20 protein-coding genes are annotated in these 23,407 nt (G+C 44.1%); 11 read left to right on the top strand and 9 right to left on the bottom strand.

Annotated features, from left to right (window positions below):
* Positions 1–126 precede the first annotated feature (126 nt).
* Positions 127–1,773 (bottom strand): phosphoglucomutase (alpha-D-glucose-1,6-bisphosphate-dependent), encoded by a 1,647-nt coding sequence (gene pgm, locus AK965_RS09280; RefSeq protein ID WP_099079327.1) that lies wholly within the window; start codon positions 1,771–1,773, stop codon positions 127–129.
* A 92-nt stretch (positions 1,774–1,865) separates the two neighbouring features.
* The gene (gene seqA / locus AK965_RS09275) at positions 1,866–2,408 is read right to left on the bottom strand and encodes a replication initiation negative regulator SeqA (protein ID WP_099079326.1); all 543 of its coding nucleotides are present in this window, start codon (positions 2,406–2,408) and stop codon (positions 1,866–1,868) included.
* A gap of 92 nt (positions 2,409–2,500) precedes the next feature.
* Here seqA and AK965_RS09270 point away from each other — a divergent pair, with 92 nt between their 5' ends.
* The 3 genes from AK965_RS09270 (at position 2,501) to fldA (ending at position 4,184) form a co-directional block, all read left to right on the top strand.
* Positions 2,501–3,268 carry an alpha/beta fold hydrolase gene (locus tag AK965_RS09270; RefSeq protein ID WP_099079325.1) on the top strand — a complete coding sequence of 256 codons (768 nt, stop codon included), beginning with the start codon at positions 2,501–2,503 and terminating at the stop codon, positions 3,266–3,268.
* Positions 3,269–3,380: 112 nt separating this feature from the next.
* Positions 3,381–3,602, top strand: a complete 222-nt coding sequence (locus AK965_RS09265) for a DUF2788 domain-containing protein (protein WP_099079324.1) — start codon at positions 3,381–3,383, stop codon at positions 3,600–3,602.
* Between the two features lie 48 nt (positions 3,603–3,650).
* Positions 3,651–4,184, top strand: a complete 534-nt coding sequence (gene fldA, locus AK965_RS09260) for a flavodoxin FldA (protein ID WP_099079323.1) — start codon at positions 3,651–3,653, stop codon at positions 4,182–4,184.
* 52 nt (positions 4,185–4,236) lie between these two features.
* Here the strand turns inward: fldA and AK965_RS09255 are convergent, their stop codons facing one another.
* On the bottom strand, positions 4,237–4,740 hold the full coding sequence (locus AK965_RS09255) for a DUF4442 domain-containing protein (RefSeq protein ID WP_099079322.1): 504 nt from the start codon (positions 4,738–4,740) through the stop codon (positions 4,237–4,239).
* Positions 4,741–4,939: 199 nt separating this feature from the next.
* Here AK965_RS09255 and fcrX point away from each other — a divergent pair, with 199 nt between their 5' ends.
* On the top strand, positions 4,940–5,389 hold the full coding sequence (fcrX, locus tag AK965_RS09250) for a ferric iron uptake transcriptional regulator FcrX (protein ID WP_099079321.1): 450 nt from the start codon (positions 4,940–4,942) through the stop codon (positions 5,387–5,389).
* Positions 5,390–5,511: 122 nt separating this feature from the next.
* On the opposite strand, the gene glnS is transcribed toward fcrX, so the two are convergent.
* Both glnS and nagE read right to left on the bottom strand, forming a co-directional pair.
* Positions 5,512–7,182 (bottom strand): glutamine--tRNA ligase, encoded by a 1,671-nt coding sequence (gene glnS, locus AK965_RS09245; protein ID WP_099079320.1) that lies wholly within the window; start codon positions 7,180–7,182, stop codon positions 5,512–5,514.
* 235 nt (positions 7,183–7,417) lie between these two features.
* A complete protein-coding gene (nagE, locus tag AK965_RS09240) occupies positions 7,418–8,995 on the bottom strand; it encodes an N-acetylglucosamine-specific PTS transporter subunit IIBC (RefSeq protein ID WP_099079319.1) in 1,578 nt (525 codons plus the stop codon).
* A gap of 489 nt (positions 8,996–9,484) precedes the next feature.
* Here nagE and nagA point away from each other — a divergent pair, with 489 nt between their 5' ends.
* From nagA to asnB, 4 genes are all read left to right on the top strand, one after another.
* Positions 9,485–10,621 (top strand): N-acetylglucosamine-6-phosphate deacetylase, encoded by a 1,137-nt coding sequence (gene nagA, locus AK965_RS09230; RefSeq protein ID WP_099079318.1) that lies wholly within the window; start codon positions 9,485–9,487, stop codon positions 10,619–10,621.
* A gap of 2 nt (positions 10,622–10,623) precedes the next feature.
* Positions 10,624–11,838, top strand: a complete 1,215-nt coding sequence (locus tag AK965_RS09225; RefSeq protein ID WP_099079317.1) for an ROK family protein — start codon at positions 10,624–10,626, stop codon at positions 11,836–11,838.
* A gap of 81 nt (positions 11,839–11,919) precedes the next feature.
* Entirely contained in the window at positions 11,920–13,509 is a 1,590-nt protein-coding gene (locus AK965_RS09220; RefSeq protein ID WP_099079316.1) for a cation:proton antiporter family protein, read from the top strand.
* A gap of 229 nt (positions 13,510–13,738) precedes the next feature.
* Positions 13,739–15,403 (top strand): asparagine synthase B, encoded by a 1,665-nt coding sequence (asnB, locus tag AK965_RS09215; RefSeq protein ID WP_099079315.1) that lies wholly within the window; start codon positions 13,739–13,741, stop codon positions 15,401–15,403.
* A gap of 111 nt (positions 15,404–15,514) precedes the next feature.
* On the opposite strand, the gene rfaH is transcribed toward asnB, so the two are convergent.
* Complete coding sequence (gene rfaH / locus AK965_RS09210; protein WP_099079314.1) at positions 15,515–16,015, bottom strand: transcription/translation regulatory transformer protein RfaH; 501 nt, start codon at positions 16,013–16,015, stop codon at positions 15,515–15,517.
* Positions 16,016–16,348: 333 nt separating this feature from the next.
* Here rfaH and AK965_RS09205 point away from each other — a divergent pair, with 333 nt between their 5' ends.
* Positions 16,349–17,737 (top strand): peptide MFS transporter, encoded by a 1,389-nt coding sequence (locus AK965_RS09205; protein ID WP_099079313.1) that lies wholly within the window; start codon positions 16,349–16,351, stop codon positions 17,735–17,737.
* 57 nt (positions 17,738–17,794) lie between these two features.
* Here AK965_RS09205 and hemH read toward each other — a convergent pair whose 3' ends face one another.
* The 3 genes from hemH to htpG form a co-directional block, all read right to left on the bottom strand.
* On the bottom strand, positions 17,795–18,757 hold the full coding sequence (gene hemH, locus AK965_RS09200) for a ferrochelatase (RefSeq protein WP_099079312.1): 963 nt from the start codon (positions 18,755–18,757) through the stop codon (positions 17,795–17,797).
* Between the two features lie 140 nt (positions 18,758–18,897).
* The gene (gene adk, locus AK965_RS09195) at positions 18,898–19,542 is read right to left on the bottom strand and encodes an adenylate kinase (protein WP_099079311.1); all 645 of its coding nucleotides are present in this window, start codon (positions 19,540–19,542) and stop codon (positions 18,898–18,900) included.
* 288 nt (positions 19,543–19,830) lie between these two features.
* On the bottom strand, positions 19,831–21,735 hold the full coding sequence (gene htpG / locus AK965_RS09190; protein WP_099079310.1) for a molecular chaperone HtpG: 1,905 nt from the start codon (positions 21,733–21,735) through the stop codon (positions 19,831–19,833).
* Positions 21,736–22,006: 271 nt separating this feature from the next.
* On the opposite strand from htpG, the gene AK965_RS09185 reads away from it, so the two are divergent.
* Positions 22,007–22,879 carry a transcriptional regulator gene (locus tag AK965_RS09185; protein ID WP_099079309.1) on the top strand — a complete coding sequence of 291 codons (873 nt, stop codon included), beginning with the start codon at positions 22,007–22,009 and terminating at the stop codon, positions 22,877–22,879.
* A gap of 11 nt (positions 22,880–22,890) precedes the next feature.
* Positions 22,891–23,406, top strand: a complete 516-nt coding sequence (locus tag AK965_RS09180) for a regulatory protein ToxS (protein WP_099079308.1) — start codon at positions 22,891–22,893, stop codon at positions 23,404–23,406.
* Position 23,407 lies beyond the last annotated feature (1 nt).

Below are 23,407 nucleotides of genomic sequence, written 5' to 3'. Positions count from 1 at the left end.
TCTCTTACGTATTCCGGTGTTGCGATAAGGAATAACACCCTGCCGTTTAATCCATGCGTCCCCCGTAAACAAAAAAGGGTTGGTGCTCTCACACCAACCCTTTATAACTAATTTGGAACTAAGTGCTTACAGACCAGCAGCTGCAAACACTTGATTCACGATCTCTTGCGCTTCTGCTTCGATTTGCTTTAGGTGCTCTTCACCTTTGAAGCTTTCACAGTAAATTTTGTAGATGTCTTCGGTGCCAGATGGACGTGCCGCAAACCAACCATTTGCTGTTGTCACTTTCAGACCACCGATTGCTGCACCATTACCTGGAGCGTGAGTCAAACGAGCAGTAATGACATCACCGGCTAGTGTTTCAGCTGCAACCATTTCTGGAGAAAGCTTCTTCAATACGTCTTTTTGCGGGCCATTGGCTACCGCTTGAATACGGTTGTACTTAGATTCGCCGTGTTTCGCCACTAGCTCTTCGTAGTATTCTTGAGGATTCTTACCCGTTACGGCTGTGATTTCTGCCGCTAATAAACAAAGTAGGATACCGTCTTTGTCCGTTGACCAAGGCGTACCATCTTTACGAAGGAAAGACGCACCCGCACTTTCTTCACCACCGAAGCCAAACTTACCAGCGTAAAGGCCATCAACAAACCATTTAAAGCCGACTGGTACTTCACAAAGATCGCGACCGAGATCAGCCACAACACGATCAATCAGTGCACTTGATACTAGCGTTTTACCAACTGCGACATCTTTACCCCACGCATCGCGGTGACGGTATAGGTAATCGATACATACTGCTAAGAAGTGGTTCGGGTTCATCAAACCTTTTGGCGTAACGATACCGTGACGATCGTAGTCAGGGTCGTTACCAAATGCTAAGTCGTATTCGTCTTTCAGTGCCAACAGACCCGCCATTGCGTAAGGAGAAGAACAGTCCATACGTACAACGCCGTCTTTATCTAGCGACATGAATTGGAAAGACGGGTCAATTGCTTCACTTACTAGTGTTAGGTCTAGATTGTACGCCTGACCAATTTGACGCCAGTAATCGATGCCGCTGCCACCCAATGGATCAACACCAATCTTCAGATTTGCTTTTTGTATGGCATCCATATCGATAACATTCACTAGATCCTCGACGTATGGTTTCACCAAGTCCATCTCAACAAACAATTCCGATGCTTTTGCTTCTGCTAGAGGCAGACGCTTCACGCCTTGCAGGCCTTCAGCGATCAATGCGTTTGCACGATCTTCAATCGCTTGGGTGAGTTCCGCTTCAGCAGGACCACCGTGAGTCGGGTTGTATTTGATGCCACCGTCTTGTGGTGGATTGTGGGATGGCGTAATCACGATGCCGTCCGCTTTATCATCATGCTTAATGTTGTAAGTCAAAATCGCATGAGAAATACCAGGTGTTGGTGTATAGCCATTGTCTTGCTGAACGATCACTTTTACGCCGTTCGCAATCAATACTTCAATAACGCTTGAAAATGCTGGTTCAGATAGCGCGTGAGTGTCTTTACCCACAAACAGAGGACCGGTTGTACCTTGTTCTGCACGCACTTCTGCTACTGCCTGAGCAATTGCCAAAATATGGTTTTCGTTAAAAGTGTGTTTGTCTGCTGTACCGCGGTGACCAGAAGTACCAAACTGAACGTTATGCTCTGCGTTTGCTGCATCTGGTTGAAGTAAGAAGTAGTTAGCAACGAGTGCTGGAATATTGTGAAGATCTTCCTGCTGCGCTTTTTGCCCAGCACGAGGGTGCATCGCCATGTTTGACATCCTTTCATTAAAAACAAATAAAATCAAAAAAGCCTCATAATATCCGCTAAACGCTACACATTATGAGGCTTCTATCAGGTTTCTTAAATTGAACCTGTTACTTTCTCTATTAAGTCAGGCTGGAATTCCATTTGAGTCATCACCTGCTCCACCATTTGTCGTTTGCGACTGGTGTTGTTATTAGTAATTACCCAAAACGGTGTTTCCGGAATCGCTTTTGGCTTCGTGGTGTTACCATTCGCTAGCAGAGTCTCTTCATTATCAGCAAAGTAAACGCGTTTACGCCCCTTCACTTTTGTTGCTTGAGAGAAACTCTCTGGATTCAGTTTGTGTAAGGTTGATAGCACCAACATGAAGCGATCAATCGCTTTCTTAAGACCAGCAAACTCATCAGAAATAAGCAGAGAACGCATCTCTTTCACCATATCTACCGAATCTGTTTTACCCGCGTCTTTACTTACTACAATCCCTTGAGGCTGCTGTACTACAGTTGCAATTTCTGCTTCCTGTAACTGACCGTCAAGGTTTAAAAGGCGTCGCAAAATATCCGAGGCACTTTCACCGATATGCTTTGTTTGGCTTGCAATGTAACGGTATAGATCCTCATCAACCTCAATTGTTTTCATTCGCTTTTCACATTCTCAATGTTTAAACTCTGGGGGATTATAACGAGATCCTTTCGGATACTCCACGTTAAACCCATTACGAATAAGATAAAATGTCAGCATTACTCAACTATAAGCAAGAAGGCCAAGGTCAAACGGTTGTTTTAATTCATGGATTGTTTGGAAGTTTCAGTAATCTTGGCCTACTGGCACGTGATCTCGCTCAAGATCACTCCGTGATCAGCATCGACTTACGTAATCACGGACTTTCTTTTCACTCTGATATTCATGATTATCCGTCTATGGCACAAGATGTCGTGACGTTGCTACGCCATTTAAACGTCGATCCAGCACTTGTTATAGGGCATTCAATGGGTGGTAAAGTGGCAATTAAAGTGGCGGATATTGCACCTGAGCTTGTAAAGCAGCTCATCATATTAGATATTGCGCCTGTCGCTTACGACACCAATCGCCATGACAATGTATTCAATGGTCTGCAAGCTGTACTCAAAGAACAGCCAACAAACCGCCAACAAGCCATGGACATCCTAGCCCAACATATTGAGATAGATGGCGTACGCCAATTCCTGTCGAAATCGTTATATAAACACGGCGAAACAATGGAATGGCGCTTTAACGTAGCTAGCCTGTTTGATAACTACGCTGACATTATCGGCTGGCAAGAAATTCCCTCTACAGACATTCCGACCTTGTTTGTAAAAGGCGGTGATTCTGACTACCTCTTACCAGAGTATCAAACCGCTGTTAAGCGTCAGTTCAAGCAAGCTAAAGCACATATAATCGCTAATACTGGTCACTGGCTACATGCAGAAAAACCCGCAGAAGTCATGCGCGTGATCAGGAAATACATTTCGAGTTAACAAATTCGAACACTCGTGCGAGATTATTAAAATAACCCATCTTGTATTGCATTAACTTTACCGTTTAACAGTGGTATAGTGCGCGCAAGAATTTTCGGCATGAAGGACGACAATGCTCTACGACTATATGGATATGCTCGAGTCAATCGGGCTCGATCTGCTTTTTGCTGCTATCTTCTTTTTCATTGGGATGGCAATAAAAGATGTGCTAAATCAGGGTAATGTACCCGTTTTTGGTCGTCGTATTGTATGGTTAGTTCTTTTCCTAGGCTGTGCTGGATTTATTGCGAAAGGCATGATTCAGCTCAGTTGGGAAGGCTCAGGACTTGGGTAAGCCCTTATCCCCATCGCCAATAATAAACAATGTAAAGGTATAGATTCTATGGCAAGTGTAGGTATCTTCTTCGGTAGCGACACAGGTAATACTGAAGCCGTTGCAAAGATGATTCAAAAACAACTAGGCAAGCAACTAGTTCACGTTCAAGACATCGCAAAAAGCAGCAAAGAAGACATTGATAATTTCGATCTTCTTCTTCTTGGTATCCCTACGTGGTACTACGGCGAAGCACAGTGTGATTGGGATGATTTCTTCCCAGAGCTTGAGCAAATTGACTTCTCAACGAAGCTAGTGGCTATCTTTGGCTGTGGCGACCAAGAAGACTACGCAGAATACTTCTGTGATGCGATGGGCACTGTACGTGACATCGTTGAGTCTAAGGGTGGTACTATTCTAGGTTACACTTCAACAGAAGGTTACGAGTTCGAAGCATCGAAAGCACTGGTTGAAGGCGATGACAGCCAATTCGTTGGTCTATGTATCGACGAAGATCGTCAACCAGAATTAACTGAAGAGCGCGTTGCAAACTGGGTTAAGCAAATCCACGAAGAGATGTGCCTAGCCGAGCTTGAAGGCTAATTAAAGCATTATAGAAAAGACCTCCATCAGGAGGTCTTTTTTTATCTGAATGCTATGAAGCTTCGGAGGCAATCTCTTCTTCCCGATATTGAGGTTTTTTCCGTACATATAGCTTCCGCTGTACTTGCGATACCACATTACCGTCCTTATCTTTAACGTGTGTAATGAACTCTGGAAAACATTTCTCTCCGTTACGGGTGACCTGATAGATCTCTTCTAGCATACCGTCTGTTACTTCAAATTCGGCAAACAAATCACTTTGTCCCGGCTTGATAAAATTGATGCTTGCTTCTTTATCCCAAACATAATATTCCTCACGCAAAATCCCCATAAGCATCAGTGAGTAAATCGGATCGGTGAGTGAAAAAATGCTGCCACCATATTGGGTGCGATTCGCATTTTTATTCCACCAGCAGAGCTTCAAACGGACCTTTACCGTTCGAAAATCATCAGAAATATGTAAGATTTTGATACCAGCCCCCCAAAATGGCGGCCAAATATTGAGCGAAAATTTCACTATCCCTGGTTTATATATCTTAGCAAGTCGCTTATTCATAACTATCCATAGTCTTTGCAGTTCAATGTTATTAATATGTAACTGGTCTGATCTGTAATATAATAGAGCCGTTTCCAATTTACAAAAAGAATCTATTAACCCTTTGAAGTTCGTGGTTTAATGTTCAGTATGCTTCGCCTATAATGGTAGACATATTAAATTCTGTTAAATCGCTGCAGATGATCCAACGGGAAAGTATATGTCAGACAATAATCAGGCGCTGAAGGATGCGGGTTTAAAAGTAACCCTTCCAAGGCTAAAAATTTTAGAAGTACTTCAGCAGCCAGACTGCCAGCACATTAGTGCTGAAGATTTGTACAAAAAGTTGATTGATCTAGGTGAAGAAATAGGTCTTGCAACGGTTTACCGTGTACTCAACCAGTTTGATGATGCTGGCATTGTAACTCGACACCATTTTGAAGGTGGAAAATCAGTGTTTGAATTATCAACTCAGCACCACCATGACCATCTAGTTTGTTTAGACTGTGGCGAAGTTATTGAGTTTTCAGACGAAATAATTGAACAACGTCAGCGTGAAATTGCGGCTAAGTACAATGTCACGCTTACTAACCATAGCTTATACCTATACGGTAAATGTGGTGACGGGACTTGTAAAGATAACCCTGACGCACATAAACCAGCACAGTAATTCTGTATTCAGTTTTGCTCAGTAATGCACTTTAACGTCAGCCCAGGCTGGCGTTTTTATTTGCCCGAAACAAAAAAACGCCAGCTTTTCAGCTGGCGTTTTTTATTCGCAGTTAATTGAGATTATTGATTCTCAATTTTTGCCCAAGTGTCACGCAGACCAACCGTACGGTTGAATACTAGCTTCTCTGCTGAAGAATCTTTCGAATCTGCACAGAAATAACCCATACGTTCGAACTGGAAGCCCTGCTCTGCTTCTGCAGCCGCTAGGCTTGGCTCAACAAAACCGTTTAGAACCACTAGTGATTCTGGGTTAATTGTTGCCGCGAAGTCATTCGCTGCAGCCGGGTTTGGTACCGTGAACAAACGATCGTACAAACGGATTTCTGCAGGCAATGCTTTATCCGCAGATACCCAGTGGATAACACCCTTCACTTTACGACCATCAGCTGGGTTCTTACCTAGCGTATCGACATCGTAAGTACAGAAGATAGTTGTGATGTTACCTTCCGCATCTTTCTCAACGCGTTCTGCTTTGATTACGTAAGCGCCACGCAGGCGAACTTCTTTACCTAGAACCAGACGCTTGTACTTCTTGTTGCCTTCCTCACGGAAGTCTTCACGCTCAATCCATACTTCGCGAGTAAATGGTACTTCACGCTCACCCATTTCAGGTTTGTTTGGATGATTTGCAAGCGTTAGTGTTTCAACAGCGCCTTGTTCGTAGTTCTCAATAACAATCTTAACTGGATCTAGAACAGCCATCGCACGCGGTGCATTTTCGTTTAGATCATCACGAATACAAGATTCTAGAGAACCGAATTCGATCATGTTCTCTTGCTTTGTTACACCGATACGCTTACAGAATTCACGGATTGATGCTGGCGTGAAACCACGGCGACGGAGACCTGATACTGTTGGCATGCGCGGGTCATCCCAACCATCAACCAATTTTTCAGTCACAAGCTGGTTTAGCTTACGCTTAGACATCACCGTGTACTCAAGATTCAGGCGGCTGAATTCGTACTGGTGTGGACGGCAATCAATCGTGATATTTTCCAGAACCCAATCGTAAAGACGACGGTTGTCCATAAATTCTAACGTACAGATAGAATGCGTAATGCCTTCTAGCGCATCAGAAATACAGTGTGTAAAGTCGTACATTGGGTAAATGCACCACTTGTCACCAGTCTGATGGTGAGTAGCAAAACGTACACGGTAAATCACTGGATCACGCATAACCATGAATGAAGAACCCATGTCGATCTTCGCGCGTAGACATGCTTTACCTTCTTCGAATTCACCCGCACGCATTTTTTCAAATAACGCTAGGTTTTCTTCAATAGGACGATCACGATAAGGGCTTGGTTTACCTGGCGCAGTTAGTGTGCCGCGGTATTCACGGATCTGCTCTGGACTTAGCTCATCTACATACGCTAAGCCTTTGTTAATCAATTCAATTGCATATTCGTAAAGCTTATCGAAGTAGTTTGATGAGTAACATACTTCACCATCCCACTCGAAGCCCAACCAGTTTACATCTTTCTTGATAGACTCAACGTATTCGATGTCTTCTTTTTCAGGGTTTGTATCGTCGAAACGTAAGTTACATTGACCCTGGTAGTCCTGAGCAATACCGAAGTTCAAACAGATAGACTTAGCATGACCGATGTGCAAGTAGCCATTTGGCTCTGGCGGGAATCGAGTATGCACGCTAGTGTGTTTACCATCCGCTAGATCTTTATCAATGATCTGGCGAATAAAGTTTGATGGACGAGCATCAGCTTCACTCATCTATAGCACCTCAAAAATATTAGTATTGTCAGAGAAAACAGTACTCCGCAACCAAGGTTGGTTTTGCAGAGTGCATTATTCCTAATGATCCACAATTCTTAGCGATTAGACAACAAGAACCGTCGTTAAAAAAGCAATATTTCGCTACTTCGCTTGAAAGCGGTGTAGATTCAATCCCCTCAAAACAAAAAAAGACCTCCCGAAGGAGGTCTTAATAGAGAGTCTTAAGATGTAATTACGGAAGTTTTACATCTGATAGGTCTTCACCTGAACCGATTGCTTTCATTTCACCAGCAACGATTTCTGCAAGAGGACCAAGGATAACTTGAAGGTTATTTTCACCCAGTTTCACAACACCTTTCGCACCTAGTTTCTTAAGTACTGCTTCATCAGCGATAGAGCGATCTTTAAGAGTTAGACGTAGACGAGTGATACATGCGTCGATAGACGTTAGGTTGTCGTGACCACCTAATGCTTTTAGGTATTGACGAGCTAGGTCACCTTTTTTCGCTTCACCTGCTGGTGCTGCTGCAGGCGTGTCTTCGTCGTCATCTTCACGACCAGGCGATTTTAGGTTGAACGCGCGGATTGCGAAGCTAAATGTGAAGAAGTATAGGGCACCAAAACCTAGGCCGATAGCAAGCAGTACTAGAGGCTTAGTTGCTAGACCGTAGTTCAATACGAAGTCGATAAGACCTGCAGAGAAACCAAAGCCGTGTAGCGTACCAAACATGTTTGCAATTACTAGAGACAAGCCTGTGAACACCGCGTGCATTGCATATAGTGCAGGTGCTAGGAATACGAACATGAACTCTAGAGGCTCAGTAATACCTGTTAGGAATGAACAGAATGCTACTGAGAATAGCGCGCCACCAACTTGGCTGCGTTTCTCAACTGGTGCAGCGAGGTACATAGCAAGTGCTGCACCCGGTAGACCGAACATCATTACAGGGAAGAAACCGTTCATGAATACACCAGCGCTCTTATCGCCGCCAAAGAAGCGGTGTAGGTCACCAGATTTAACGGTTTCAGTTACTTCTTTAACTGTTGCAGTGATTTCTGGAGTGACAGAGTTTGCGAATTCAAATGTGTGAGCTTGACCAACAACTAGAGTCTTAGCTAGAGAAGGGTCAACACAAAGCTGTTGTAGTGCAGGAAGTGCTTGACCAGCTGCTGTTGCGCCAGAAACTATAACTTCTTGACACGTACCCATACCGAACCAGAAATACGAGTTTAATACGTGGTGTAGACCTACAGGGATAAGCGCACGGTTAAGTGTACCGTATACAAACTGACCGATAGCGCCAGATGTTGATACCGCGTGTGCTAGAGCGTCAAGACCAGCTTGAATTGATGGCCAAACAACACCAGCGATTGCACCTGCTACTAGCGCGAAAAGACCCGCCATGATAGGTACTAGACGTTTGCCAGAGAAGAATGCCAACCACTCAGGAAGACGCGTCGCATGGAAAGCGTTGTAAGAGTGACCAGCGATAATACCAGCAATGATACCACCAAAGAATGACATATTTACGTCAGCATTGATTGTTGTTGCTGTTGCTGTAATTACAAAGTAAGCCACGGCACCAGCTAGACCAGCAGCACCTTGACCATCTTTAGAAAGACCGATCGCAATACCTAGACCAAAGAGAAGTGGAAGTTGACCGAAGATCGCACCACCCGCTTGAGCCATAAATGGAATATCTAAAAGGTCGCCTTGACCCAAACGTAGTAAAAGCGCTGCAACTGGAAGCGTTGCGATAGGAAGCATAAGTGCTTTACCTAACTTCTGCGCGTACCCAAGAATATTCACCTTAAGTTCCCCCTATAGGATTTTATGTTTTGTTGAAGACTTATTTCAGTCGTTCAATTTAGTTCGCACCAGTTTATGATATTAATTTTGCTCCGCAAATTAAAACCTCATTGTTTGTGATCACAATCACCAGAAATCGCCCAATAGAAAGGTTTTTGCTAGCGAGATCATAAAACTTATTTTATTATACGAAAAAATGGCGTTTTAACGATAAAATTCTCGCACTATATGCAAGAAAGAATCAGTGTTATTTTAGTCTCTCAACAGGCTAATCGCAGTAGCTTTGCTCTGAAAAATAATAACAACAAGCAATTAATTCAATATTTTTCAAATGGTTACAATGACAATAACATTAATAAAACGCGACTTGCTGTATGTGACCTGTTATCTAAATCAGTGATACAAACTAAGTAATCCATAGGATTCACTCGCACATCATCTAGATAACAAGGCAGAAATTGAATTCTAATTTATAAGGACTCGCTGAATATGTACGCGCTAAGTAACTGTAAAATCTATACCGGTAGTGACGTTCTCACCCACCATGCGGTTATCATTGAAAACGATCAGATACACTCGGTAGTGCCTGTGACTCAATTACCAGAGACTATTGAAGTTAGAGATTTAAACGGTGCAAACCTAAGCCCAGGCTTCATAGACCTTCAGTTAAATGGCTGTGGTGGCGTAATGCTTAACGACGAAATCACACCAGAAACCATGCAGATTATGCATAACGCGAACTTAAAGTCTGGCTGTACGAGCTTTCTGCCTACCCTTATCACTTCATCTGACGAAGACATGCGTGCTTCAATCGCAGCAGCTCGCGAATACCACAACCAATATAAAAACCAATCACTAGGCCTACATTTAGAAGGCCCTTACCTTAACGTTGCCAAAAAAGGCATCCACAGCGTTGATTTCATTCGCCCATCAGATGACGGCATGATTGATCTTATCTGTGAAAACGCAGACATCGTTGCAAAAGTAACATTGGCACCAGAACAAAACGATCCTGAGCACATCTCACGTTTGAAAGCGGCTGGCATCGTGGTATCTATCGGCCACACGAATGCAACCTATGCTGAAGCGCGTGAAGGCTTTGAAGCAGGCATTACCTTTGCTACACACCTGTTTAATGCGATGACACCAATGGTGGGTCGTGAACCTGGTGTTGTGGGCGCTATTTACGATACGCCTGAAGTTTACGCAGGCATCATTGCAGACGGTTTCCATGTTGATTACGCGAACATCCGTATTGCGCATAAAATCAAAGGTGAAAAGCTTGTTTTGGTGACCGATGCCACAGCTCCAGCAGGTGCCGACATGGATCACTTTATTTTTGTTGGTAAGAAAGTATATTACCGAGATGGTAAGTGTGTTGATGAAAACGGCACACTAGGCGGCTCAGCTCTGACAATGATTGAAGCAGTTCAGAACACCGTTGAGCACGCGGGCATCGCTTTAGACGAAGCTCTACGAATGGCTACGCTTTATCCAGCTACCGCTATCGGTGTTGAGGAGCGTCTTGGCCGAATTCGAAAAGGTATGGTGGCAAACCTAACTATTTTCGATCGTGACTTCAATGTAAAAGCGACGGTTGTTAACGGACAATACGAGCAAAATTAAGCATGAATGGCGGACAGATTGGTAATGTAGATTTAGTAAAGCAGTTGAACAGTGCTGCTGTTTATAGGTTGATCGACCAACAAGGTCCTATCTCCCGCATACAGGTAGCCGATGTAAGTCAGCTTGCTCCAGCAAGTGTTACCAAAATAACCCGTCAACTTTTAGAGCACGGTCTAATTAAAGAGGTCGCGCAACAAGCTTCTACTGGTGGTCGCCGAGCTATCTCGTTGACCACTGAAGTGAAGCCATTCCACTCTATCGCCATTCGATTGGGCCGTGACTATGTTCAGTTCTGTTTATACGATCTGGGCGGAACGGCTTTAGTTACCGATCAGCACGAACTTCATTACTCAAATCAAGCTGACTTGATTACAGGGTTAATTGAGTTATTGAAAGGTTTTCGTGATCGTTGCCAAGATAAGATTGATCAGCTCATTGCAATTGGTATTACCCTTCCTGGTTTGGTTAACCCAACCACAGGGGTTGTCGAGTATATGCCAAACACTGATATCGATAACCTCGCGCTTGGGGAGATCATTAGTGAAAAGTTTAATACTGCCTGCTTTGTCGGTAATGATGTTCGCAGCATGGCATTAGCCGAGCACTACTTTGGTGCAAGTCAAGACTGCCAAGACTCTATTCTTGTTAGTGTTCACCGAGGTACGGGAGCGGGTATCATTGTAAAGGGAGAGGTATTCCTTGGTTTTAATCGCAACGTGGGTGAAATCGGCCATATTCAAATCGACCCTTTAGGCGAACAATGTCAATGTGGCAACTTTGGTTGCTTGGAAACGGTGGCTGCAAACCCTGCCATCGTAAAACGAGTCAGACAATTGATCGCGCAAGGCTACGAGTCCAGCCTCACTCAGCTGGAACACATCACTATCGAAGATGTTTGTAGTCACGCCATTAGCGGGGATGAATTGGCAAAACAAAGCTTGGTACGTGTGGGTAACCAGCTAGGTAAAGCCATCGCAATTACAGTTAACTTGTTTAACCCACAAAAGATTGTCATTGCGGGTGATATCACTGCGGCCGAAGAAATTGTTTTCCCAGCGATTCGACGTAATGTAGAAAACCAATCTTTAAAAACATTCCACAACGAACTCCCTATCGTCGCATCACATATTGATAAGCAACCAACCATGGGTGCATTTGCAATGATTAAACGTGCCATGTTAAACGGTGTTTTGTTACAAAAGTTACTAGAAGACTAAGTTTATACATCCAATTAAGTTACAATCTCGGGCTGTGATTTCACAGCCCGTTTTTGTATATCAGGAATATAGCTCAACAGTATGGAAATTATTCTAATTACAACGGCTTTTATAGCTGGTTTTATTGCGCTCAAGTGCAACCTCCCACCTCTGGTTGGCTTTCTGCTTGCGGGCTTTGGCTTGCATGCTTTTGGTTATCAGAGCAATGAGGTCATCATCACCCTCGCCGATCTCGGTGTGACGCTTCTACTTTTCACTATCGGTTTAAAGCTTGATGTCAAAACCCTACTTTCCAAAGAGATCTGGGGTGGCGCGACCGTGCACAATATTATTTCCACTCTGTTCTTTGCGCTGGTTCTTATCGGATTAAAGCTGCTTGGCCTGTCCTCGTTAACGGACATGGACAGCACGCAAATATTGCTCTTAGCGTTCGCCCTCTCATTCTCTAGTACCGTTTTTGCTGTTAAGACTCTGCAAGAAAAGGGGGAAATAAATGCCACTTACGGCACTCTGGCTATCGGTATTCTTGTTATGCAAGATATCTTTGCCGTGGTGTTCTTGACCGCATCAACAGGGAAAATCCCTGAATGGTATGCCATTGGCCTGTTTGCCCTGCCGCTACTTCGTCCACTGTTCTACAAAGTGTTAGACAAAGTCGGCCACGGTGAAATGCTGGTGCTATTTGGCATCTTTTTCGCACTCGTTGTCGGCGCAGGCTTATTTGAATTGGTTGGTATGAAGCCAGATCTCGGCGCGCTGATCCTTGGCATGCTACTCGCCGGCCACCGCAAAGCGTCAGAGCTTTCCAAAGCCCTATTTAACATGAAGGAACTGTTTTTAGTCTGTTTCTTCCTAAACATTGGCCTATCCGCATCACTGAGCTTTAACGGTGTAGGCCTCGCGCTGCTCTTTATTCTGTTACTACCAATCAAAGGGGTGCTTTACTTCCTAACCATCAACTACTTTAAGTTCCGTGTTCGTACCTCTTTACTTACATCACTTTCACTGTTCAATTACAGTGAATTTGGCCTGATTGTGGGTGGCCTTGCGTATAATATGGGATGGATGCCAAGCGATATACTAGCCGCGATTGCGGTCGCCGTTTCTATCTCATTCATCATTTCTGCGCCACTAAACAGACTTGGTCATCAAATTTACCAACACTCGGGTAAGTGGCTACAAGAAACGGCGGCAGAGAAGCTGAACCAACGTGACCAACTCATCAATCCAGGGCATGCGCAAATATTGATTTTAGGTATGGGTCGAATTGGTACAGGTGCTTATGATGAACTTCGCGCTCGCTATGGCAAGATCTCTCTTGGTGTCGAAGTTCGTGAAGACGCTGCCCATAAACACCGATCTGAAGGCCGTAATGTGATTTCCGGCGATGCGACTGACCCGGATTTTTGGGAACGTATCTTAGATACCGCGAACGTGAAGATGGTTCTTCTGGCGATGCCACACCATCAAGGAAACCAAACCGCACTTGAGCAATTACAAAGCCGAAACTACAAAGGCCAAATTGCTGCAATTGCCGAATATCCCGATCAACTAGAAGGCTTACTAGAAAGTGGAGTCGATGCAGCATTTAACATCTACAGTGAAGCTGGTAGTGGCTTTGCTCGTCATGTTTGCGATCAACTTCAACCTCAATTTACCCCTATCAAATAAGCATCAAAAACCCTATTTTTATTGAGCCCTCTGCGAATAAGAGGGCTTTTTTGTACACTATTTCAACCAAACCTTAATCACATTCACCAAAAACTAGATTTTGTTAAATGTTTTCCAACTAACAAGCCTTTTTATGATTTTTTTATTCATAAAACGTTGCTTTTTTTACTCAGAATGGCAAATTGGAGCCATACCGATTAAAAATTGTCTAGTTTAAAAAGGATGTTGTATGTGTTCAGTATTTGGCATTTTAGACATTAAAAGTGATGCTGCTTCATTGCGCCCTATCGCATTAGAGATGTCGAAAAAACTTCGCCACCGTGGCCCTGACTGGTCTGGTATTTACTCTTCAGAACGCGCTATTTTAGCGCACGAGCGCTTAGCCATCGTTGGCCTAAATAGCGGTGCTCAGCCACTATACAGCCCAGATAAAAAACTCATCCTTGCTGTAAACGGTGAAATCTACAACCACAAAGAGATCCGTGCGCGTTACGAAGGCAAATACGAATTTCAGACGGACTCTGATTGTGAAGTGATTCTCGCGCTTTACCAAGACAAAGGCGCAGACCTTCTTGAAGAACTCAACGGTATTTTCGCATTCGTCCTATACGACGAAGAAAATGATGAGTACCTAATAGGTCGTGACCACATCGGTATCATTCCGCTTTACCAAGGTTACGACGAACACGGCAACTACTATGTCGCATCTGAAATGAAAGCACTTGTATCGGTATGTAAAACCGTCAGTGAATTCCCTCCTGGTTGCCATTACGCTAGTGCCGATTCAGAGCCACAACGTTACTACATCCGAGACTGGAACGAATACGCGGCCGTGCAAGGTAACTCAACCAGTAAGGAAGAATTAACCGAAGCACTGGAAGCCGCAGTAAAACGTCAGCTAATGACAGACGTTCCTTATGGTGTACTTCTTTCTGGCGGTCTGGACTCGTCGATCACTTCGGCAGTAGCAAAACGATTCGCCGCGATGCGCATTGAAGATGATGAGAAATCTGAAGCGTGGTGGCCACAACTGCACTCTTTTGCTGTTGGTCTAGAAGGTGCGCCCGATTTGAAAGCGGCCCGCGAAGTCGCAGAGCAAATTGGCACCGTCCATCACGAGATGACTTACACCATCCAAGAAGGCTTAGACGCAATTCGTGACGTGATTTACCACATTGAAACTTACGATGTCACAACAATTCGCGCATCAACACCAATGTTCTTAATGGGACGTAAGATTAAAGCGATGGGCATTAAGATGGTACTTTCTGGCGAAGGCGCGGATGAGATATTCGGCGGTTACCTTTACTTCCACAAAGCACCCAACGCACAAGAGTTCCATGAGGAAACCGTACGTAAACTGCTTGCTCTAAATATGTTTGATTGTGCACGAGCAAACAAATCGCTGGCAGCTTGGGGGGTAGAAGGCCGTGTGCCTTTCCTAGACAAAGAGTTCATCGACGTGGCAATGCGTTTGAATCCAGCAGACAAAATGTGCGGCAACGGTAAAATGGAAAAACATATTCTTCGTGAGTGTTTTGAGCATTACCTACCGGAGTCGATTGCATGGCGCCAAAAAGAGCAGTTCTCTGATGGTGTTGGCTACAGCTGGATCGATACGCTAAAAGAAGTCGCGGAACAGAAAGTGACCGAACAGCAAATGGAGACCGCTCAATACCGCTTCCCGTACAACACACCAACCACAAAAGAAGGTTATGTGTATCGTGAGATCTTTGAAGAGCTCTTCCCCTTACCTTCAGCTGCAGAATGTGTCCCTGGTGGCCCTTCTGTCGCATGTTCATCTGCGAAAGCGATCGAGTGGGATGAATCTTTCCAAAACTGCGTAGACCCATCAGGGCGTGCGGTACAAACCGTTCACAACGACGCTTACTAAGTCATTTTCATGACATAACGATTGGACTGGCTCCACCAGCCCTTTCAGACAAATAAATTCACTACGATCAAAAAGAGGTGCTTTCGCACCTCTTTTTGATTTGAATTCGTGTTACTTCAGATCCAAGTCACTGTTGTTTAAGCTAACTGGCACGTGCTTAGTGATCATCTGCACCAACAGAATAGAACGCTTCTCTCCATCTTGCTCTTGGTAGATAGCGTCAATACCGGCAAACTGCCCACTTTTGACTCTAATTTGGTCACCAGGTTGCGGCATACACTCCGAGTTTATATCTTCTACGGTGCATTGCTCTAACTGCTTAAGTTCGAAGATCAAATCTCCTTCGATTTCTTTTGGTTGAGCTCCAAAACGGACGAAGTCTACCACTCCACGTGTAGAGCGAATCGACGTAAAGCTCGGCCCTTGCTCATAGTCAAATCGAGCAAATACATAACATGGAAATAACGGTTCTTCGACTTTTTGTCGTTTACTACGCAAGATCTTTTCAACCTCAACAGTAGGGTAGAAACATTCCACACCTTGATTCTCTAAGTGTTGCTTCGCCCTTACTTGCTCTCCACGCTTGCAATAAAGTAGATACCAACGTTTCATTTCATGACTAGCCAATTATGTATTTTTTATCATCCTAGCATTAAGCCAATATTGAGTCATGGACATTCAAGCAATCTATGTGCATATGGCTAAATCTTCGCCATGATACTTTTTTATTTTCAGACACTTAACGGGCAAGTCCATAGACAAAAATGGAAAGTAAGTTTGTAACACATCAAATATACCGACAAATATTCCACAATATCACCACAAAACAGCAACATAATAAAGTTATTGAATCGTCACGTGAAATTTTATTGTTTGTCACCGCCTAAATAGCCATGTATACGTAGACTCCGTTAAAAAATGTAATAACGACTATTAGAAGAGCTTATGTCAAACCAACATCAATACTTTGGTCACCCACGTGGCTTGTTCTTATTGTTCGGAACTGAACTATGGGAACGCTTTTCTTACTACGCAATGCGCGCCATTCTAGTACTTTACCTGACTGACGCAACCATGAACGGTGGTCTTGGCTGGTCGACTAAAGATGCTCTAGATCTTTACGGCATCTATACTGGGCTTGTCTACATCACTCCTCTTATTGGTGGTTACCTTGCGGATAACTACTTAGGTCAACGCCGTTCTATCCTGATTGGTGGTGCACTGATGGCGATAGGCCAGTTCACACTAGCAATGCCAGCAGACATTCTTGGCCTTAGTTCTCTACATACCTTTTACCTAGGCCTTGCTTTACTTATCTGCGGTAACGGTCTATTCAAGCCAAATATCTCGACCATGGTTGGTGATCTATACAACGAAGGTGATAACCGTCGTGATGGTGCTTTCACTATTTTCTACATGGGTATCAACATCGGCGCACTGCTCGCAGGTGTGATTTCAGGTTCAGTCACCAATGAGTTCGGTTGGAAAGCCGGCTTCGTAGCCGCTGGCATTGGTATGCTTATCAGCCTTGTAATGCAAATGACATTTGCTCAATCTTGGCTTGGTGATATTGGCCGTGAACCTGCTGCGAAGCGTGACCTAGCACTCAAGAAGTCAGCAAAAAAAGAGCCTCTGACCAAAGAAGAAGCGGATCGTATCAACGTAATCCTTGTGATGAGCATGTTTACCATCGTCTTTTGGGCAGGCTTTGAGCAAGCAGGCGGTCTAATGAACATTTACACGCAGCAATACACCGATCGTATGATTGGTGGCTTCGAAGTACCTGCAGCATGGTTCCAATCACTAAACCCATTTTTCATCATCACACTAGCGCCGGTATTAGCTGTACTTTGGGTGAAACTAGGTAAGCGAGAGCCAAACTCACCGGTAAAATTTGCTTTGGCGATGTTCTTCCTCGCGCTTGGCTTCCTATGTATGGTTGGTGCGGTCATTGAACAAGGTGGCGACACTGCAGTGAAAACATCAATGCTATGGCTAGTAGGTGCATTCTTCTTCCATACGCTGGGTGAACTATGTCTATCTCCTATCGGTCTATCGCTAGTCACCAAGCTAGCTCCGCTACGTCTTGCTTCACTTATGATGGGAGCATGGTTTGGCTGTAACGCAATTGCAAACTATGTTGCTGGTTACGTGGGTTCTCACGTAGGTGAGCTCGGTGCTCTAGCAATCTTCAGCGGTATTGCAGTCACAGCAACGATCTCTGGTGTGATTCTACTACTGTTCTCTAACACGCTAGTACGCTGGATGCACGGTGCAGAAAAGACGAACAGCACAATAGAACAGATTGAAGAACAACAAACACAAGTTGCTTAATATAAAGTGTAAATAACAACAAAGGGTCGTGCGACCCTTTTTGTATTCAAAAAGAATTTAAAGCTTGGCTCGAACTAGCTCGGCCATCATCTCGATGTGTAAGTCGTTGTCATTTAAACAAGGAATATAGCTAAAGCTCTCGCCGCCCGCTTCTAGGTAAATCTCATGACACTCTTCAGAAATTTCCTCAAGCGTTTCTAAACAATCGGCAGAGAACGCTGGTGTAATGACATTCAGCTTTTTCTTACCTTGGCTTGGTAGTACTTCCAACGTTTTGTCTGTATAAGGTTGTAGCCACTCTTCACGGCCAAAGCGTGACTGATATGTCATGCCGATTTGCTCTTCATTCAAACCCAGCGCTTCCCCCAACAAACGCGTCGTCATTTCACAGTGTTGAGGGTAGATATCGCCATTATCGGCGTAGCGCTTTGGAATACCGTGGTAAGAACACAGCAGATAATCGCCACGGCCATGCTCAGCCCAATGGTCACGCACCGATTGAGCCAATGCCGCGATGTATTTGGGATGGTTGTGGTAATCACGAATAAAGCTGAACTCTGGCATTACTGGCATCTTTTTGAATGCCTTCGTCATGCCGTCAGAGACTGCGGCTGTCGTTGTGCCCGAGTACTGTGGGTAAAGAGGTAATACAATCACTTCCTCTACACCTTGAGCTTGCAGCGCTTCAAAGCCCGACAGCAAACTTGGGTTGCCGTAAGTCATACCAAGCTCAACTGGCATCTCTAATGCTGATCGCAGCTTCTCTGCTTGTCGTTTTGAGTACACCATTAAAGGCGATCCCTCTTCCATCCAGACGGATTGATAAAGCTTGGCTACTTTTGGTGAACGAATTGGCAAGATGACACCGTGAAGAATCGGACACCACAGCCACCTTGTCATGTCGACAACGCGGTGATCATGGAGGAACTGGCTTAAAAAGCGTTTTACCGCAGTCGTAGTTGGCTCGTCAGGCGTACCTAAGTTCACCAACAACACGCCCTGTTTATTATTGTTTTTCATAACATCCTATTCATGGTAAACGACTTTGCTTGTACGGTGAAATACACGAAATCGTTCACCATACTTACAGGCTGAATAAAAAAAGCGACCCTGAGGTCGCTTTTCAATATATCAAAATATTAAATTTTGCCGTTAGCAAATTATGCCAGTGCTTTCTCAATATCTGCACTGACTTCTGCAACTTGCTTAGTACCGTCGAATTTAAGGTACTTAGTGTTACCCGCTTCTGCTTCTTTACCGTAGTACTCGATTAGTGGTGCAGTTTGCTCATGGTAAACACCGAGACGTGCACGTACTGTCTCTTCTTTATCGTCATCACGAACAACAAGATCTTCGCCTGTCACATCATCTTTACCTTCCACTTTAGGTGGGTTGTAAACAACATGGTAAGTACGACCTGATGGTAGATGCGCACGACGACCAGCCATACGCTCAACAATAACGCTGTCTGCAACGTCGAACTCAATCACGTAATCTACGTCAACGCCCATTTCTTTTAAACCATCTGCTTGAGGGATAGTACGTGGGAAACCATCTAGTAGGAAACCTTTCGCGCAATCGTCTTGAGCGATACGTTCTTTGATAAGACCAAGGATGATTTCATCAGAAACTAGCTGACCAGCGTCGATAACAGCTTTAGCTTGCTTACCAAGCTCTGTACCTGCTTTGATAGCAGCACGAAGCATATCACCAGTAGAGATTTGTGGAATACCGTATTTTTCCATGATGAAGTTTGCTTGTGTGCCTTTACCTGCACCTGGAGCACCTAGAAGAATGATGCGCATGATTTATCCTCTTTACTATTTAAGATTTATACCGAAGCTCACAATAACTAACCTTCCCGGACATCAACCCTTAGAAGCACGCAACGATAAGTTTCGGTATAACGTATTAGGCGAGCCAAAATACACGCCTTATTAGTCACATTCAAGTTTGGGATTCTAACACAGGTTCATCATTCAATGAGCAGTTTAAGACTAAAGAATGTTAGTGAAGCCTGCTTTCTTGCCTTATTGATTACTAACTCAACACTTAAAGGGTGAATCTATGAGCTTTTTGCTGATATTTGACTATTAAACCTTAGTCAAAAGCTTATTGATAGCACCTACAAATTGCGTAGGATCTTCCATAGAACCTCGCTCTGCCAGCATTGCTTGACCTAGTAAAACTTCAACCCAACGGCCAAATGCTTCTTCATCGGCTTCATCCGCCATGCGCTTCACTAGTTCATGTTCAGGGTTAATTTCGAAGATGTACTTCACTTCTGGTACCGCTTGGCCTGCTGCTTCAAGAAGCTTCGCCATTTGCGTTCCCATTTCAAAGTCATCTGTAACAACCACTGCCGGTGTTGTTGCTAGTTTGAAGGTAGTACGCACTTCTTTCACACGATCGCCTAGGTAAGACTTAGTGCGCTCAACGACAGACTTAAACTCTTCTTCCGTTTCTTTCTGCTTTTCTTTTTCCGCTTCGTCTTCAAACTTGCTTAAGTCTAAGCCTGCTTTCGTGATCGATTGGAACTGCTTGCCATCAAACTCTGTCAGGTAGTTCATCAGCCACTCGTCAATGCGGTCGAACATCAAAATCACTTCGATGCCTTTTGCTTTGAACTGCTCTAGGTGAGGGCTGTTTTTCGCTGCTGCGTAGCTATCTGCTGTTAGGTAGTAAATCTTATCTTGGCCTTCTTTCATGCGTTCAACGTAAGACGCCAAACCCACGGTTTGCTCAGCCGAATCCACTTCTGTTGTAGCAAAGCGCAATAGACCGGCCACTTTCTCTTTGTTTGCCATGTCTTCTGCAACGCCTTCTTTCATCACAAGGCCGAACTCTTTCCAAAATGATTGGTATTTCTCTTCATCATTCTTAGCCATGCGCTCAAGCATTGTCAGGACGCGTTTAGTACAAGCATTACGTAACGACTGAGTGACCTTGTTGTCTTGTAGGATTTCACGCGATACGTTTAATGGCAGATCATTGGAGTCAATCAAACCACGAATAAAGCGCAGGTAAGACGGCATGAACTGCTCTGCATCATCCATAATGAAGACACGCTGTACATACAGTTTGAGACCCGATTTATGGTCGCGATTCATCATATCCCAAGGCGCATTTGCTGGAATGTAAAGTAAGCTAGTGTAGTCGTTCTTACCTTCTACACGGTTATGACTCCAAGTAAGAGGGTCTGCGAAGTCGTGAGAGACATGCTTGTAGAACTCTCGGTACTCCTCTTCAGAGATATCTGACTTATTGCGAGTCCAAAGTGCTTGAGCTTTATTAATTTGCTCCCACTTCTTCTCACCCGTTTCTTTACCTTCGTCATCGCGAACCGCAGTTTGGATAGAAACTGGGATGCCGATATGATCAGAGTATTTGCTGATCACATCACGTAGACGCCATTCATTTAGGAACTCTTTTCCTTCCTCACGCATGTGAAGCACGATATCAGTACCACGAGAATCTTTAGTGATGGTCTCAATGGTGTACTCTCCTTCACCCGCAGAGCGCCATTGTACGGCTTCATCAGCGGCAAGACCTGCGGCACGAGTGCGTACCGTTACCGTATCAGCGACGATGAACGCAGAATAGAAGCCTACACCAAATTGACCAATCAACTGAGAATCTTTACTTTGTTCATCAGATAATTTTGAGAAAAATTCTGCCGTGCCTGACTTTGCAATCGTACCAAGATGCTCGATAACGTCATCACGGCTCATACCAATGCCATTATCAGAAATCGTTAGCGTATTCGCATTTTCATCAAACGCCAGTTTTACGCCGAGATCCGCATTACCGTTATATAGGTCTGGATTCGATAACGCTTGGAAGCGCAATTTATCTGAGGCATCAGATGCATTTGAAATTAGCTCGCGTAAGAAAATTTCTTTATTGGAATAAAGAGAATGAATCATCAGGTGAAGTAACTGTTTTACTTCTGATTGAAAGCCACGAGTTTCTTTATTTTGAGAGACGGTTTCGCTCATGTTTACTCCATAACATCTAAATTAAGGGGGCGTTATCTGACATACCCCTAACAGCAATCTCATCGAAATTGCATTACTAATATGTCATTTAACATGTGGCTGACAAATGTAAATTCAAGGTCAAAATTGCTAAAAACAGTGTTTTTTAAGATAATTTTAATTATCCTACTTTCCTAAAATCATCTAAAACGTAACACGTGCCTTTGCGTCCGATCCAATTGTGTGACGTGAATCACTTTGTATATAGAATCATCCACTTAAGAAGAGCTAAATGACAAACATCGGCACCAAGTTTTTAATTGCTCAAAGATTTGTCTTTGATCCAAATAGCAATTCGCTCACTGACCAACAATGCGACAATGAAGTTGTTCGATTAGGAAGTAACGAAAGTCGTATCCTCCTGATGTTGACTGAGAGACCTAACGAAGTATTAACACGCAACGAACTGCACGAGTTTGTTTGGCGTGAACAAGGCTTTGAGGTGGATGATTCAAGCCTAACTCAAGCCATTTCAACTTTGCGTAAAATGTTGAAGGATTCAACAAAGTCACCTGAATTCATAAAAACCGTTCCTAAACGTGGCTACCAACTGATTTGTTCCGTTGAACGCTTAAGTCCACTTTGCTCAGATTCCCCCTTTTCTCACGAAAACCTTGATAGTGAAAGCGAAGCGCCTATCGTTGATTTAGAGCAGTCTACGGAACAGCCCACAGAAACCACTGCAGACGTAAACAAAGACGGTGAAACACCGCTAGAAACCTCACAAGCAGCCCCTGTTTCTACCACAAGCAACTGGCTAGTGCGTGCGCTTCTCCTACTGGCATTACTATTACCAATTTGTGTTGTATTGTTCACCTCTCCTGCAGAATCGCAATTCCGTCAAATTGGCGAGTATCACAATGTGCCCGTCATGACACCAGTGAACCATCCTCAACTGAACCGTTGGCTCCCGTCTATAGAGCAATGTATAAAGCGCTATGTTGAGCACCACATCGAAGACTCCTCTCCGATGAAGGTTATCGCAACGGGTGGTCAAAATAACCACCTAACCTTGAACTACATCCACGATAGCAACCATTCGTATGAAAATGTGACGCTGCGTATCTTCGCTGATCGTAACGACCCAACCGATATTTGTAATTAAAGGAGGCTGAAATGAAGATTAAAGTAGCATCTGCGGTTTTAGCCGTATCTATCCTTTTTAGTGGTTGGCTATATTGGGGCAGTGACCTAAAAATAGAACAAGTTCTGACCGCCAACGAATGGCAGTCAAACATGGTGACACTGATTAAGGATACCACCCCCGATAGTACGATGGGGCCACTTCGCCGTGTCAATGTTGAATCAAACGTAAAATACCTACCAAATGGTGATTACATTCGCGTGGCGAACATCAAGTTGTTTGCGCAAGACTCAACTTCTGAATCCACCATCAACATTTCAGAAAGAGGTCGCTGGGAAATCAGTGACAATTATTTGTTGGTCACGCCATCTGAATTCAAAGATATCTCCTCATCTCAGTCCAAAGATTTTTCTGAGGATCAACTTCACTTGATTACACAAATCTTCAAACTTGATGCGGAGCAAAGTCGCCGCATCGATATCGTTGACGAAAAAACACTGCTATTAACTAGCCTCAACCACGGTTCTACGGTACTGTTTAGAAACTGAT

The organism is Vibrio sp. PID17_43, assembly GCF_002608565.1.
In the GTDB taxonomy this organism is placed as follows: domain Bacteria; phylum Pseudomonadota; class Gammaproteobacteria; order Enterobacterales; family Vibrionaceae; genus Vibrio.
This window is presented reverse-complemented; position numbering and strand designations above follow the sequence as displayed.

Bases quoted from the DNA above. Each gene is read 5' to 3' on its own strand.
- AK965_RS09270 (WP_099079325.1), top strand. From the start codon at position 2,501: ATGTCAGCATTACTCAACTATAAGCAAGAAGGCCAAGGTCAAACGGTT.
- fldA (WP_099079323.1), top strand. From the start codon at position 3,651: ATGGCAAGTGTAGGTATCTTCTTCGGTAGCGACACAGGTAATACTGAA.
- seqA (WP_099079326.1), bottom strand. From the start codon at position 2,408: ATGAAAACAATTGAGGTTGATGAGGATCTATACCGTTACATTGCAAGC.
- hemH (WP_099079312.1), bottom strand. From the start codon at position 18,757: ATGAAAAACAATAATAAACAGGGCGTGTTGTTGGTGAACTTAGGTACG.
- AK965_RS09255 (WP_099079322.1), bottom strand. From the start codon at position 4,740: ATGAATAAGCGACTTGCTAAGATATATAAACCAGGGATAGTGAAATTT.
- AK965_RS09225 (WP_099079317.1), top strand. From the start codon at position 10,624: ATGAATGGCGGACAGATTGGTAATGTAGATTTAGTAAAGCAGTTGAAC.
- pgm (WP_099079327.1), bottom strand. From the start codon at position 1,773: ATGGCGATGCACCCTCGTGCTGGGCAAAAAGCGCAGCAGGAAGATCTT.
- AK965_RS09185 (WP_099079309.1), top strand. From the start codon at position 22,007: ATGACAAACATCGGCACCAAGTTTTTAATTGCTCAAAGATTTGTCTTT.
- asnB (WP_099079315.1), top strand. From the start codon at position 13,739: ATGTGTTCAGTATTTGGCATTTTAGACATTAAAAGTGATGCTGCTTCA.
- fcrX (WP_099079321.1), top strand. From the start codon at position 4,940: ATGTCAGACAATAATCAGGCGCTGAAGGATGCGGGTTTAAAAGTAACC.
- rfaH (WP_099079314.1), bottom strand. From the start codon at position 16,015: ATGAAACGTTGGTATCTACTTTATTGCAAGCGTGGAGAGCAAGTAAGG.
- htpG (WP_099079310.1), bottom strand. From the start codon at position 21,735: ATGAGCGAAACCGTCTCTCAAAATAAAGAAACTCGTGGCTTTCAATCA.
- adk (WP_099079311.1), bottom strand. From the start codon at position 19,542: ATGCGCATCATTCTTCTAGGTGCTCCAGGTGCAGGTAAAGGCACACAA.
- AK965_RS09265 (WP_099079324.1), top strand. From the start codon at position 3,381: ATGCTCTACGACTATATGGATATGCTCGAGTCAATCGGGCTCGATCTG.
- AK965_RS09180 (WP_099079308.1), top strand. From the start codon at position 22,891: ATGAAGATTAAAGTAGCATCTGCGGTTTTAGCCGTATCTATCCTTTTT.
- nagA (WP_099079318.1), top strand. From the start codon at position 9,485: ATGTACGCGCTAAGTAACTGTAAAATCTATACCGGTAGTGACGTTCTC.
- AK965_RS09205 (WP_099079313.1), top strand. From the start codon at position 16,349: ATGTCAAACCAACATCAATACTTTGGTCACCCACGTGGCTTGTTCTTA.
- glnS (WP_099079320.1), bottom strand. From the start codon at position 7,182: ATGAGTGAAGCTGATGCTCGTCCATCAAACTTTATTCGCCAGATCATT.
- AK965_RS09220 (WP_099079316.1), top strand. From the start codon at position 11,920: ATGGAAATTATTCTAATTACAACGGCTTTTATAGCTGGTTTTATTGCG.